A 14663-nucleotide genomic window follows, 5' to 3' on the forward strand; every position below is an offset into this window, starting at 1 on the left:
GATTTGATTTTTTAAAAAGCCGTAATATTTAAACATTACGGCTTTATTTTTCTATTCCAATTAGTTATCTAAAATTAATTTAGAGGTAATATTCAACTGTATATCAGGAATTTTATATCCTTTTCTTACTAATTGGTCAATATATTCTGTACAGCCAATTAATGAATTTCTGTTAAATGAAACCATAGATTTTAATACATACTTTTTATCTGCAGAAAAATTATAATAATTAAGAGGGAAGAAAAATACTTTAACTGTAATTTTTCCTTTAGGTTTTATTATTAATATTTCTTCTTTACAATCATCCACATCTCTTAAGTAGGAACCATATAATTTTTGCCGATAAGGTTGTATTTCATTGTTATTTTCAATTACTTTTACATTTACAGTAAAAGAATAGGGATCAATAATATAGGTGTGATCTGACTTATTAATTATTACTGCTTCTTGCCCAACTCTTACCATATTCATATCCACTGATTCTGGAAATACTATTTCTATTTCATTCTTATCTATTTTATTTTGTGAATGACATGAACTAGCTATCAAAAGGATAAAAAAAATGCTAGATATATTGATTCTCATATTATTTAAAATTATTTGTGAAAAAAGTTGTAATATTTAAAAGATGTCTTACCCCTAGTAGATCTAAAGTACCTGTCCATTTTCTAACTTTATCATAGGCTCTGAACTCAGTTATATCATTTTCTATTGGATATCCCTAAAGATTTTTAGAGAAACCAGAAATAATATCAATTGAATGTACTTGTTCGTGTATAAAGCGGTCTGCTAAATACCAATTGGTTTTTTTAAATAATTTTGTTGAAAGCAGTACTTTTCCAGATCTGTCATTTGTTATACCAACAGCGGGCCCTTTTGCTGTACTGAATGTATCATCTTTATTTAAGCTAACCTTATTAGTGCTATCTTCCCATTCTTTTATTGTTTTCGCATTCGCAAATTCTATCCATTGTGCACTATTTTCCCAATATTCTTTAAATATAATTTTATATGTATCTAAGGTTTGTTTGATTTGCTTTATCATTTGGATTAACACCATTATCTTTTAAAAACTGTGTAAGTTTTTCTTTATATTCAATAGAGGTAGAAACTTTATGCATCGTATGATTAAACAACGCAACAATACCTCCAATCTTCACACCTTCCCAAAAGTTGCCTCCTGCAAGAGCATGACCTACACCCCCGGAAAGCATCCCCAATGCTACCTGGCTTGCACCGTTGTACGCTGCAGCTCCAACAGCCTGCCCATACCCAAAAGATACCGCACTTGATAAAAATGCACTCGCTGCCGCAGTAAAGAAATTACCTCCCTGCATAAAGCTCAGTGTTCCCTGTACTCCTGCGTGGACGAGACTTCTTAAAGCCTCATTACCTATACTTGCTGTAGCAGTAGAAAAGACATCTCCTATAACAGTTGTTATCCCCGCACTTATCAGTCCCATTACGATGGAAGAATATAAGTTCAGAATATTAAACTTTGCACCGGTAATCAAAACTGTAGCAGCATAACTGACAACAGCAAAAAGTAACGCTTTAACAATAGGAATCGCTAAAAACTGCCAGAATTCTCCACTTGTATCATTGAACATCAACGGATTATTCATCACATACCCATACTTATTGTAATTCTGGGTATTGTAAGGATCCTGAATATTTTCATCTGCATTTAAGAATCTTCTTAGTAACGGATCATACAATCTTCCGTTCATGTGGATAATGCCAACTTCCATAAAATGCTCATGGCTGGTATATCCTCGTTCTATTAGTAACAAACTTTTGGCAATAACATTTTTATCAGTGATAATAGCACCGTTTCCTATTTGGAGATGGGTAAAATTCCCCCACGCATCAAAATGTCTCTGCTCAAGTTTGTTTCCAGCTTCATCGCTAATGGCCAGAATACTTCCTAAATAATCCTTGTGCAGAAATTTATAAGAACCACTGTCCTCTGTAAAGTTCTTTAAATATACTATATTACTTTCATAAGCTGTTCCTCCGATGTATAAAATATGCTTTTCCTTTCCGGTTGTATTGTCTTTTACAATTTCATAACTTCCGTCTTCACTGTAGAATTTGGTGAATTTTCCATATCCATCAACACTAAAGTTACCTTCGTAAGTTACTCGCTGTCTCATGCTTGTTAACCCATATTGGAAAGCAACATCTCCTTTTTCTCCATCAATGAATACCGGGTCATTGTTTTCATTATAGGCAATGAGGGTCATTCCAGTTGGCTGGTAAATCTTCGCAGAATTTTCAAACTTGATGGTTCTACCTGATCGTTATGGGTGATTCTTCCTTTTACATCATAAACGTTTCTGCTACTTGTGGCTTAATTCCAGTTACAGGATTTGTCCAATTTATCAATGTGTTATTATCATCATAATCGAATGATTCTACAATATTAAAGTCTCCTCCGGTAGTTCTGCTATTCAATTCATTTTTAATGACATCGAATGAGTAAGAAAGTTGGAAAATAGAGGGTAATAAGAAACAAACTCTTTATTGTGCTAAAATTATTAAAGATGAATAGCTTAGGTATTGAATTAAATTATTCCTGCACAAACAACTTTCTCATTTTTATTCCAGTCCTTAAAATAATTTTTAAATATAATGTCAGGAATATATTAATACTTATATAAGCTTCCCATTTTAGAAAAAAACTTTACCTTTGCCCATATGAACCTGTTAAGATGGATACTTGCATTCTATTTCATGGCACTGTCTCTGATGCCCTGCGAAGATGTACACAGTAGTTCAGGAAAGGCAGAGACTAAATTGTCCTTCAATATTCAGGAATCTCATTCAAGGGACAAAGGTGATATTTGTTCACCATTATGTACTTGCAGCTGCTGTCAGATAACGGTGTCTTCTTTCAAAATGGATCCTTTGTTTGAAGTTCAGAGCCAGGTTCAGGCTTATTTCTCAAAAAAAATTCTTTTTCAGAAAAATAATTTCGCTTACCAGATGTATGACCATATCTGGCAACCTCCTAAGATTTAATTTTTGTTGATTATTAGAAAGTTAGGCTTTCTATCTCTTGAGCTTTGCAATACCATTGCAGAGGTCTTCGTGATATTTTTGCAACGGCATTACTGCCGTATGCAGTTATTACCAATAAAAAATTAAATACAGATCGTGTTAGATAAAATCATAAAATTCAGTATCAAAAACAAGGTTGTGGTTGGTATCATGACCCTGCTTCTCATCATCTGGGGCGTATGGAGTGCTACAAAACTTCCTATAGATGCGGTTCCTGATATTACCAACAATCAGGTGCAGATCATCACAGCATGTCCTACACTCGCAGGTCAGGAAGTAGAGCAGCTGGTTACCTTTCCCATAGAGCAGAGTATTGCCAATGTTCCGGATATCCAGGAAACCAGAAGTATTTCAAGATTCGGACTTTCCGTGATCACTGTGGTATTCAAAGAAAATGTAGACGTTTATTTCGCCAGACAGCTGATTAATGAACAGTTGAAGCTGGCCGTGGAAGAAATCCCCAAAGGAGTGGGAACTCCCGAACTTGCCCCTGTAAGTACAGGTCTTGGGGAAGTGTACCAATATATTCTCCACCCGAAAAAAGGAAGTGAAAAGAAATATTCCGCTAAAGAACTCCGCACCATGCAGGACTGGATTGTCCGCAGACAGCTGAACGGAACGCCGGGTGTAGCAGAAATCAACAGTTTCGGAGGGGAATTGAAACAGTATGAAGTAGGAGTAAATCCAGACCGCCTTAAAGCAATGGGCGTAAGCATTTCCGACATCTTTACAGCCTTAGAAAAAAACAACCAGAACACGGGTGGAGCTTATATAGACAAAAAACCGAATGCCTATTTCATCCGTGGAATTGGCTTTGTCACCTCATTGGAAGATATTAAAAATATTTCCGTTAAAAACGAGACAGGAAGCGTTCCCATTTTTATAAAAGACGTTGCAGATGTACGTCTCGGAAGCGCTGTGCGTTACGGAGCACTGACCTACAACGGAAAAGTAGATGCCGTAGGCGGTGTCGTCATGATGCTGAAAGGAGCCAACAGTAACGATGTTGTGAGTCTGATTAAAGCTAAAATTCCAACCATTCAGAAGTCCCTTCCCGATGATGTGGTGATAGAGCCCTTCTTAGACAGAACAGACCTCGTTGGAAGAGCAATCAATACCGTAGAAAAAAACCTTATTGAAGGTGCGCTGATCGTTATTTTCGTTCTGGTGGTTTTCCTTGGAAACCTGAGAGCCGGACTTATCGTAGCTTCAGCCATTCCATTATCCCTTCTTTTTGCTTTGGGAATGATGAATGTTTTTGGTGTCAGTGCCAATTTAATGAGCCTGGGAGCGATAGATTTCGGATTAATCGTAGATGGTGCCGTGATCATTGTTGAAGCCACTTTACATCATTTAGGCGTAAGGAAATCCGTGCGGAATCTTACCCAAATTGAAATGGACGAGGAAGTTTTCCTTTCTGCCTCAAAAATCAGGAGCAGTGCAGCTTTTGGTGAAATTATTATCCTTATCGTTTATATTCCGATCCTTACACTGGCCGGAGTAGAAGGGAAAATGTTTACGCCAATGGCTAAAACAGTGGGATTTGCCATTTTAGGAGCATTAATCCTTTCACTGACCTATATTCCGATGATGAGCGCCTTGTTCCTGTCCAAAAAGATTTCGCATAAAGAAACTTTTTCAGATAAGATGATGAACTTCCTGCAGAAGATCTATCAGCCGATGTTGCACAAAGCAATTAAAGTAAAATATATCATTGTGTCGGCCACGATTTTTATTTTCGTCATCAGTGCTTTTATTTTCAAAAATATGGGTGGCGAATTTATTCCGCAGTTACAGGAAGGTGATTATGCATTCCACTGTATCCTGCCACAAGGAAGTTCGTTAAGTCAGAGTATCGAAACCTCCATGCAGGCTTCAAGAATTATCAAACAGTTTGATGAGGTGAAAATGGTTGTAGGAAAAACTGGTTCTGCTGAGGTTCCTACCGATCCTATGCCTCCGGAAGCCACCGACCTGATCGTCGTTTTAAAACCACAAAAAGAATGGAAATCCAAAAAATCATACACAGAATTGGCCGATGAGATCAGTGAAAAATTAGAAACCATTCCTGGGGTGTTCTTTGAAAAGAACCAGCCTATTCAGATGCGTTTCAATGAGCTGATGACGGGGATCAGACAGGATGTTGCCGTTAAAATCTTCGGTGAAAACCTGGATTCACTGTCTATTTATGCAGATAAAGTAGGAAAGATCATCCAGACCGTGGATGGTGCCACTCCTCCTCAGATTGAAAGGATAAGCGGACTTCCTCAAATCAATGTAGAATATGACAGAACGAGAATGGCCAATTATGGTTTAAATATAGAAGACGTAAACAATGCCGTAAGTACAGCCTTTGCCGGAAAAGCAGCAGGTCAGGTTTTTGAAAACGAAAGACGTTTTGATCTTGTCGTGCGTCTCGATAGCCTTCACAGGACGAATATCGATGATGTGAATAATTTAATGATATCGACCGGAACAGGAGCTCAGATTCCACTTTCCCAAGTGGCTAATGTCAGCTATAAACTGGGGCCGGCACAGATCAGCCGTGAAGAAGGAAAAAGAAGAATCGTGATCGGGTTTAATGTAAAAGGTCGTGATGTACAAAGTGTGGTGAAAGATATTCAGGCGAAACTGGATCAAGAGATCAAGTTACCTTCCGGATATTACTTTACCTATGGCGGACAGTTTGAAAATCTACAGGAAGCCAGTAAGCGTCTGATGATCGCAGTTCCGGTTTCCCTGTTTCTGATTTTTATGCTGCTCTATTTCACCTTTCACTCGTTTAAGCAGGCTGCATTGATCTTTACAGCGATTCCGATGAGTGCCATCGGAGGGGTTTTTGCTCTACTTTTAAGAGACATGCCTTTCAGTATCAGTGCCGGAATCGGGTTTATCGCTCTTTTTGGAGTCGCGGTTCTTAACGGGATTGTTTTAATCGGAACCTTTAATCAACTTGAAAAAGACGGCGAGACGGATGTATTGAAGAGAGTATATGAAGGAACGAAAACCAGATTAAGACCCGTTCTCATGACCGCAACGGTAGCTTCATTAGGATTCTTACCGATGGCAATTTCTACAGGAGCAGGAGCAGAGGTACAGAAACCATTGGCAACTGTAGTCATCGGAGGATTGGTAACCGCTACATTCCTTACCTTATTTGTTCTGCCGATGCTCTATATTATTTTTAATTCAAAGATTCCACGAAAGATGAATAGAATTAAGCCCATCACTACAGTTATTGTTCTTGGATTTCTGATGTTCGGACAGACGTTCAATACGCAGACCAGACAGATTTCCGTAGATCAGGCAGTAGAAATGGCTGCCGAAAACAATTTGGTTTTGAAATCAAAAGATCTGAATATAAAATCAGCAGAAGCTTTGAAAGGAACGGCAAAAGAACTTCCCAAATTAAACTTTGAAGCACAGCTTGGACAATACAACAGTCCGAAATTCGACCAATCATTTGCCATTTCGCAGAGCATTCCTTTTCCTACGCTGTTCAAAGCAAGGAGAGAATTGATCACTGAAAATATAAAAACCAGACAGATTGATAAAGAAGTTTCGGCGAATGAACTGACCAGGCAAGTGAGAACCTATTATTATCAGATCGAATATCTTCAGTACAATAAATTTAAACTGAAAGATCTTGACAGCCTTTATCAGGATTTTATCAGGATTGCAACAGTAAGATTTAAAGCGGGAGATATCAAGAAGATTGAAATTAATACAGCAGAAACGCAGAAAGGAGAGATCGGTCTGCTGCTGAACCAGAATGAGGTGTATTTAAACAATGCTTATAAAAATTTAAAGACATTATTGAATACTTCCGAAGATTTTGAAGTGCCGCTCAAAAGTGATTACGGGCCTTTGAGAACAGAAAATATCCTTGACAGTTCATCTGTCGCTAATAATCCTATGGTTAAAGCTTTCTATAACGAAATGGAAATCGCTGAAAAGAATAAAAATGTAGAAAAATCACAGGGACTTCCCGAATTCAGTCTTGGTCTGACGAGCCAGTCGCTCATAGGTTTTCATACCAAAAACGGACAGGAGAAATTTTATAATGCAGGAGACCGTTTCAACTCTTTCTCTGTGGGTGTTGCTATTCCGTTGACGTTTGGAGCGACAAAAGCAAGAATGCAGTCTCTGGAGTATGAAAAACTGGCCGCTGAAACCAATGCAAAGATGAAGCAGAATCAGCTTTCGGCACAACTCGAAAATGCTTTTGCACAGTATGAGCAGGATCTACAGCAGTATGAATATTATGTAAGTCAGGCCATCCCGAACGCGGAAAAAATTGTAAAAGCAGCCCAGTTAGGCTATAAAACAGGAGAAATCTCGTATGTAGAATATCTTTTTGCCCTGCAGACCGCCACCAATATTCAGTTGAAGTATTTAGAATCCATTCAGCAGGTCAATCAATCTGTAGTTACCATTAATTCAATCATCAATAAATAACATGAAAATAAAACACAATATCATATATCTGACCGTCACAGCACTTTTACTTGTAAGCTGCGGAAAAAAAGAAGCACGGGCCGAAAAACAGGAAGTAATGACTGAAAAAGCTGTGGCCGGCCATGAAGAAGCACCACAGACTATTGCTTCATTAACGGAAGATCAGATCAAATCGGTCGGAATATCTTTAGGCTCCATAGAAATGAAGGAGCTGACGTCCACTGTCAAAGCGAACGGTCTTCTGAGAGTTCCCAATAACAATAAAGCTACTATCACCTCTCTATACGGCGGAGTAATCAAAACCCTGAATGTACAGGTAGGAAGCATTGTGAAAAAAGGACAGGTGATCGCAACCATTGCCAATCCTGAATTTATCCGGTTACAGGAAGAATACCTGACCACAAACAGCAGAATTACCTATGCAGAGCAGGAATACAGAAGACAGCGTGAGCTTTTTGATAACGATGCAGGCGCCAAGAAAAACCTGCAGAGCTCAGATGCAGAGCTTAAAACCCTGAGAACAAAAAAAGCTTCCCTTTTGAGACAGCTTCAGATGATGGGAATCAGTCCGGGGAAAGTAAATAATGGCAATATGAGATCAGGATTGGTGATTACAGCACCCATTAGCGGAACTGTAAGCAGTATTTCAGCACAGATCGGAAGTTATGTAGATGTTTCGTCGCCTGTGGCGGAGGTTATCGACAATAATTCTATCCATCTTGATCTGCAGGTTTTTGAAAAAGACCTTCCTAAAATGAGAGTAGGGCAGATCGTCCATTTCAAACTGACCAATAATCCTGAAATCGAATATGATGCTATGGTGTACAGTGTAGGATCTTCCTTTGAAAACGAAAGCAAGACGGTTTCAGTACATGGCACAGTGACGGGTAATAAAGCAGGCCTCATCGACGGGATGAATATCACTGGAATTGTCAGTCTTGATAAAAATACAACCCCTGCCGTTCCTAACGAAGCCATTGTGGAAGCAGACGGAAAATATTATATTTTTATCCGTACCGATAAAAAGCCGGAGGAATATGAAGAAGAACCTGGCAACGGTCAAAAAGAAGAAAAAGGAAAGCCTGCACAACAGCAAAAAACTTTGAATTTTGAAAAGGTAGAAGTGATAAAAGGTACCTCAGATATGGGCTATACAGCCATTACAGCTGTAAAGGGAATTCCTGCTGATGCCAGAATTGTAGTGAAAGGAGCTTTTTTCGTTAATGCTAAACTTTCCAATTCCGGCGATGAGCATTAAAGGAAATGATCATTTATTTATAGAAACAGGCCGGAGAATTACCGATTTTTATGCCTAAATTAGAGGTGTTTATGGTAGTTTTAAGGGTAGTGAAATCTTTAAAAATTAATTTACAAATGAAAAAAGATATAGAAACCAAGCTCATCGATAAAAATACCAAGCCCACCAGCATGAGGATTCTGGTGTATGATTTTTTGAGTACCCAGGAAGCGGCGCTGTCCCTTTCGGAAGTGGAAAATCATTTTGATAATGCAGACAGGACGACCATTTACCGGACGCTGAAAACGTTTGAAGAAAAAGGAATTGTCCACAGTATACAGGAAAATGCCACTACAAAATACAAATTATGCGATGACGGCTGCGATGAGAAAACCCACAAAGACTGGCATCTGCATTTTTACTGTAAAATATGCAAGCAGACCACCTGCCGAGAAGATATTTCCTTCCCGGAAGATATTCAGACCCATTTCAGAATTGATGAAATAAGACTTTTTGCCAAAGGAATCTGCGAAAACTGTCTTGAAAGTTTGCAATAGTATTGCATTGAGTATAACCTTAATTTTACATCAAAATAGTATTTATGGAAGAATGTTGCAGTACAAAACCCAAAAAGAAAGAACAGCATACACATGATCATTCCGAAGGAGACGGACATGATCACTCTCACGATACAGGAGACAAAACACCTTTTCAGATGTTCCTTCCTGCCATTATCTCTTTCGTGCTGTTGCTGATAGGAATAGCATTGGACAATTATATAAAAACGGAATGGTTTACAGGTTGGGTGCGTTTGGTCTGGTATCTGGCAGCCTATATTCCTGTAGGATTTCCCGTATTAAAGGAAGCCTACGAAAGTATCGTTCATGGAGATGTCTTTTCTGAATTTTTCCTGATGGGAATTGCCACAGTAGGAGCATTTGCAATCGGGGAATATCCCGAAGGAGTTGCTGTAATGCTGTTTTATTCCGTAGGGGAAGTATTCCAGGGAATGGCTGTTTCAAGAGCCAAAGGAAATATCAAAGCCTTATTGGATCAACGTCCTGATGAGGTAACCATCATTGAAGACAGCAAACCAAAAACCATTAAAGCCAAAGAAACCAAAATAGGAGACATCATCCAATTGAAACCCGGAGAAAAACTAGCTCTTGACGGTGAACTGATGACTGAATCGGCTTCATTCAATACCGCAGCGCTCACAGGTGAAAGCAAACCGGACACTAAAACAAAAGGAGAAGCAGTATTGGCAGGGATGATCAATATGAACAGCATTGCTCTCGTAAAAGTAAATACCGCTTATGAAGACAGCAAGCTGAGTAAAATTCTGGAACTGGTTCAAAACGCTACCGCGCAGAAGGCCCCGACCGAATTATTCATCAGAAAATTCGCAAAAGTATACACGCCGATTGTCGTATTTCTAGCCATAGGAATCTGTCTTCTGCCTTTTTTCTTTGTGAATGATTATCAGTTCAGAGACTGGCTGTACAGAGCTTTGATCTTCCTGGTGATCTCATGTCCTTGTGCATTGGTAATTTCCATTCCGCTGGGATATTTCGGAGGAATTGGAGCGGCAAGCAGAAACGGGATCTTATTTAAAGGAAGTAATTTCTTAGACAGCATTGCGGAAATCCAGAATGTGGTGATGGATAAAACCGGAACGATGACGGAAGGCGTATTCAAAGTACAGGAAGTAAACATCAAACCTGAATTCAGTAAAGAAGAAATCCTGAAACTGGTCAACGCTTTGGAAAGCAAAAGTACCCACCCGGTAGCCACAGCGATCCATAATTATGTAGGCGATATTGATCATACTATTCCCATGGAAAATGTGGAAGAAATTGCAGGGCATGGCTTAAAAACTTCAGTCAATGGAAAAGAATTGCTGGTCGGTAATTTTAAGCTGATGGATAAATTCAATATCAGCTACGATACCAATCACGCCAATATGGTGTACACGCTTATTGCCATAGCTTATGATCAAAAGTTTGCAGGCTACATCACCATTGCAGACAGTATAAAAAGTGATGCCAAAGAAACCGTTGACAACCTGCACAGAATGGGCGTAAAAGCCACTATGCTCAGCGGTGATAAAAGTACCGTTGTCAAATATGTGGCAGACCAATTGGGTATCGACAGAGCTTTTGGAGATCTATTACCGGAAGACAAAGTCAATAAAGTAAAAGAGATCAAAGCGAAAAATCAAACCGTAGCCTTTGTTGGTGATGGCGTGAATGATGCTCCGGTAGTGGCACTCAGCGATGTAGGAGTTGCTATGGGAGGACTCGGAAGCGATGCCACGATTGAAACTGCAGATGTCGTTATCCAGGACGATAAGCCAAGCAAAATCCCAATGGCCATCAATATTGGTAAACAAACCAAAAAGATCGTTTGGCAAAATATTGTCTTAGCCTTTGCCGTAAAAGCTGTAGTCTTAGCGCTCGGAGCCGGAGGTCTGGCAACGATGTGGGAAGCTGTATTTGCTGATGTAGGAGTAGCGATGCTAGCCATATTAAATGCGGTGAGGATTCAGAGGATGAAATTTAGTTAGGTAGCAGGGGTAAGGTAGCAGATGGTAGGTTTTAGGTTGCAGTTAGCAGGTGTCAAATAATAGGTTTTAGGCTGTAAGATAAAACGACAATTATTAGCATTATAAAAGTTTATCGGAGATAAAATCCTTGCGCCTTACAGCATCCTTTTGTAATATTCTTCGCGCCTTTGCGATTAAAAACAATACATTATCCGTTAAAAAAATATGAAACACCAAACCTTATAGGTTTCCAAAACCTATAAGGTTTTTTTATAATAATAAAAAATCTGCAAAATCCCCATAATCCGCGAGAGGAAAACTATTACAACTACAAGAAACCTTATTTTCCCTAATCTAAAAATAATCAATGACATTCATCATATACTAAGCTATAAAATCAATTTGAGTAGTATATTTGTACAACAGAACTGAACATTGAGACTTTTTATATCCATATTCATCATTTTTACCATTGCACTACGCCCTGTTTTGCCATTGGTTAACTATGCCGTGAACTATGATTATATTGTGAAAAACCTCTGTGAAAACAGAAATATTCCTCAGTCAACGTGTAAGGGAAAGTGCTACGTCAGCAAAGAACTGGCAAAAACAGAAAAGCAGTCCAATAATTCCCAGGTCATCAAAATATCCGTTCTGGATGTTTTTGTTTCTCACGATACCCTTTCATTTTTAGGTCAGAAAGAATCCGATTCTGAAGATGAGGCTATCCATTCAGATTATAGAATTGATCATACTTCAGAATACTTTTCCAGAATATTCCATCCTCCTTTAGCTTAGTTTCAACTATTCTTTTAGTTTTTATCAAAGCACCTTCGTTTTATGTGGCCTGATGTTGTTTTAAGCAATAGATGGTAAAAACGATGCTTATCTTTGTGTTAAAAATTAATGTACACATTCATCATACTATCAATTTCAATTTATAATTAAAATGAAATCAAAAATTATTTTAACTGCACTATTGTCAGTTTCATTATTAGCCTGTGGTCAGGAAACCCCTAAAGTAAAGCATAAAAAAAGCGCCACATCTTCAAAATCGACTGCTGCGAAAGTAAAATTTGCCAACGCGGAAGATCCTATCTGTCACATGAAAACAGAAGATGATATGAAAGATACGGCAGTCTATAAAAATAAAACGTACGGTTTTTGCAGTAGCCTATGCAAGGACGAGTTCAAAAAAAATCCTGAGAAATATGTCCAAAAATAATAAGGCCAAAAACGGAGCAAAGAGAAAGGTGATCATTCCGATTGCGATTTTTGCCCTGCTGTTTCTGGGAATAGGTGTTGGAATGGGATATTTCAAGAAGAACCTGTACACCGTAATGAAGGTTCCCGATTTTGAACTCACCGACCAGAATAATAAAAAAATCACCAATAAAGATATGCTGGGAAAGGTGTATCTGGTAGAGTTTTTCTTTAGCAGATGTCCTACGATTTGTCCTGTGATGAACCGGAATATGAGATTTATTGAAGATGAGGTGAACAGTCCTGAATTCGGGATCATTTCAATAAGTATAGATCCGGAAAATGATACACCTGCCGCATTGAAAGAACATGCTAAAAGTGTAGGTGCAAAATCTCCTGACTGGCATTTTCTTACCGGAGACAGAGATTATATCGGAAAACTAGCAGACCAATTCAATATCTATGTAGGAGATAAAGAGGACGACAGTGAAAGTCTTAACCACAGCGGAATGATCGCTTTGGTGGATAAAGAAGGAAATATCCGATGCAGATACAATAAGGACAATATGCCGATCCTGTATTATTCAGGATTGAATTACGAAGATCCGGAAGCAAAGACCCCGAAACTCAACGGGAAATACCATCCCGACAGGGAAATATTGATCGAGGATATTAAGAAATTATTGAAATAGAGTTGGGAAATGAAGATGGAAGAATGGAGCTGGAAGTTAATGATGATGATGAATGATGGTCATTAATGTAAATGATTAAAAGACCAATGAAATTGAGATCATGGAGTAGAGGAGTCTTCATGCAGAAGATAATGACGGGGATAATGATTGACGGAACTCATGAATGCAGATGGTTAAAAAGATGAGATGAAGAAGTATCAATGAAGGAGAGTCATCTTCAGGCAGAAATGTCTTCGTGCTTCCGTCATCCTGCTTCCCTTCTATAAGTATAAAAATATTGTTAAACCATAAAAACAAAACGTTATGAAGATTTTGAAAGTAGCAGCTTTAAGTGCCGTATTTGCTGCACAGTTTGCTTTTGCGCAGTTTAAGCAGACACCGCTTCCGTATGCATACAATGCACTGGAAGGTTCGGTAGATGCACAGACGATGGAAATTCACTATTCAAAACATGCTGCAGCGTATGTGGCCAATTTGAATAAAGCGATTGCAGGAACACCACAGGAAAAACAAACGCTTTTCCAGATCCTTTCCGGAGTTTCTAAACTGACGCCAGCAGTAAGAAACAATGCTGGTGGACATTACAACCACGAGCTTTTCTGGACGGTTCTTACACCCGTAAAAAACACGCAGCCTTCTGAAAAGCTGGCTAAGGCGATTACGGAAACTTTCGGAAGTATGGATGCATTCAAAGAAAAGATCAGCAAGGCTGGTGCAGATCGTTTCGGTTCAGGATGGGCATGGCTTTCTGTGGATAAGAGCGGGAAATTATTCGTTTCTTCTACAGCTAACCAGGATAATCCTCTGATGGATGTTGTAGAAGAAAAAGGAACACCGATCTTAGGAATTGATGTTTGGGAACACGCTTATTATTTGAAATACCAGAATAAAAGAGCAGACTACCTTAATGCCATCTGGAATGTGCTTAACTGGAAAGAAGTGAGCAGAAGATACGATGAAGCTCTAAGCAAGAAATAACAGATGAATTTAATTTGCAGCATATTCCTCACGCTTTATATGGTGTTCAGACCTCTGATCCCACTGGTGGAGTATGCTGTAAATTATGATTATATTTCCACCGTTCTCTGCATCAACAAAAGCAAACCGGAACTTCACTGTAACGGAAAATGCTACGTAAGCAAAGAATTAGCAAAGACGAATGATTCCGATTCTTCGCCTTTAAATAAAACCAAAAACTCAGGACAGAAAATTCTTGATATCTGTACACTTCCTGAAATTACATCCATCCAAAAAGCAGAGAATCTTCTTTCTTTAAACTCCAATTTTCTCTACGAAACAGCCTATTCTTTTCTGTTTCTCAAACACATTTTCAAACCACCGGTTTTTTAAGTTCAACTTTTATCATTACAAAACTACAGAAGGCATATCAAGTTCTCTGGAATCCAGTGTCCTTTATGGTTTTTCAATACACTTTAAACAACTACAGTGTCAAAAAACTTTTGTG

13 protein-coding genes are annotated in these 14663 nt (G+C 38.6%); 10 read left to right on the plus strand and 3 right to left on the minus strand.

The window, feature by feature from the left end; genetic code table 11:
- Positions 1-60: 60 nt before the first annotated feature.
- The 3 genes from QF044_RS20155 to QF044_RS20165 form a co-directional block, all read right to left on the minus strand.
- Positions 61-585, minus strand: a complete 525-nt coding sequence (locus tag QF044_RS20155) for a hypothetical protein (RefSeq protein ID WP_307271247.1) — start codon at positions 583-585, stop codon at positions 61-63.
- A 136-nt stretch (positions 586-721) separates the two neighbouring features.
- Positions 722-1045 (minus strand): hypothetical protein, encoded by a 324-nt coding sequence (locus QF044_RS20160; protein WP_307271249.1) that lies wholly within the window; start codon positions 1043-1045, stop codon positions 722-724.
- Complete coding sequence (locus QF044_RS20165) at positions 1008-2246, minus strand: RHS repeat domain-containing protein (protein WP_307271252.1); 1239 nt, start codon at positions 2244-2246, stop codon at positions 1008-1010. Before QF044_RS20165 ends, QF044_RS20160 begins: the two co-directional genes overlap by 38 nt.
- Positions 2247-2700: 454 nt before the next feature.
- On the opposite strand from QF044_RS20165, the gene QF044_RS20170 reads away from it, so the two are divergent.
- The 10 genes from QF044_RS20170 (at position 2701) to QF044_RS20215 (ending at position 14548) form a co-directional block, all read left to right on the plus strand.
- The gene (locus QF044_RS20170) at positions 2701-3024 is read left to right on the plus strand and encodes a DUF6660 family protein (RefSeq protein ID WP_307271255.1); all 324 of its coding nucleotides are present in this window, start codon (positions 2701-2703) and stop codon (positions 3022-3024) included.
- A gap of 135 nt (positions 3025-3159) precedes the next feature.
- Positions 3160-7521 carry a CusA/CzcA family heavy metal efflux RND transporter gene (locus tag QF044_RS20175; RefSeq protein ID WP_307271257.1) on the plus strand — a complete coding sequence of 1454 codons (4362 nt, stop codon included), beginning with the start codon at positions 3160-3162 and terminating at the stop codon, positions 7519-7521.
- Position 7522: 1 nt separating this feature from the next.
- Positions 7523-8779, plus strand: a complete 1257-nt coding sequence (locus QF044_RS20180) for an efflux RND transporter periplasmic adaptor subunit (protein WP_307271259.1) — start codon at positions 7523-7525, stop codon at positions 8777-8779.
- A gap of 116 nt (positions 8780-8895) precedes the next feature.
- Positions 8896-9315: a Fur family transcriptional regulator gene (locus tag QF044_RS20185; protein ID WP_307271261.1), complete on the plus strand. Its 420-nt coding sequence runs from the start codon at positions 8896-8898 to the stop codon at positions 9313-9315.
- Positions 9316-9671: 356 nt separating this feature from the next.
- Positions 9672-11324 carry a heavy metal translocating P-type ATPase gene (locus QF044_RS20190; protein ID WP_373462687.1) on the plus strand — a complete coding sequence of 551 codons (1653 nt, stop codon included), beginning with the start codon at positions 9672-9674 and terminating at the stop codon, positions 11322-11324.
- A gap of 414 nt (positions 11325-11738) precedes the next feature.
- Positions 11739-12101 (plus strand): hypothetical protein, encoded by a 363-nt coding sequence (locus QF044_RS20195; protein WP_307271266.1) that lies wholly within the window; start codon positions 11739-11741, stop codon positions 12099-12101.
- 151 nt (positions 12102-12252) lie between these two features.
- Positions 12253-12528, plus strand: coding sequence for a YHS domain-containing protein (locus tag QF044_RS20200; RefSeq protein WP_307271268.1), 276 nt, complete (start codon positions 12253-12255; stop codon positions 12526-12528).
- Positions 12515-13198: an SCO family protein gene (locus tag QF044_RS20205; protein ID WP_307271269.1), complete on the plus strand. Its 684-nt coding sequence runs from the start codon at positions 12515-12517 to the stop codon at positions 13196-13198. The genes QF044_RS20200 and QF044_RS20205 overlap by 14 nt, the downstream gene beginning before the upstream one ends.
- A 303-nt stretch (positions 13199-13501) precedes the next feature.
- A complete protein-coding gene (locus QF044_RS20210; protein WP_307271271.1) occupies positions 13502-14176 on the plus strand; it encodes a superoxide dismutase in 675 nt (224 codons plus the stop codon).
- A 3-nt stretch (positions 14177-14179) separates the two neighbouring features.
- Positions 14180-14548, plus strand: a complete 369-nt coding sequence (locus QF044_RS20215; protein ID WP_307271274.1) for a hypothetical protein — start codon at positions 14180-14182, stop codon at positions 14546-14548.
- Positions 14549-14663: the final 115 nt, after the last annotated feature.

Source organism: Chryseobacterium sp. W4I1, from assembly GCF_030816115.1.
Lineage (GTDB): Bacteria > Bacteroidota > Bacteroidia > Flavobacteriales > Weeksellaceae > Chryseobacterium.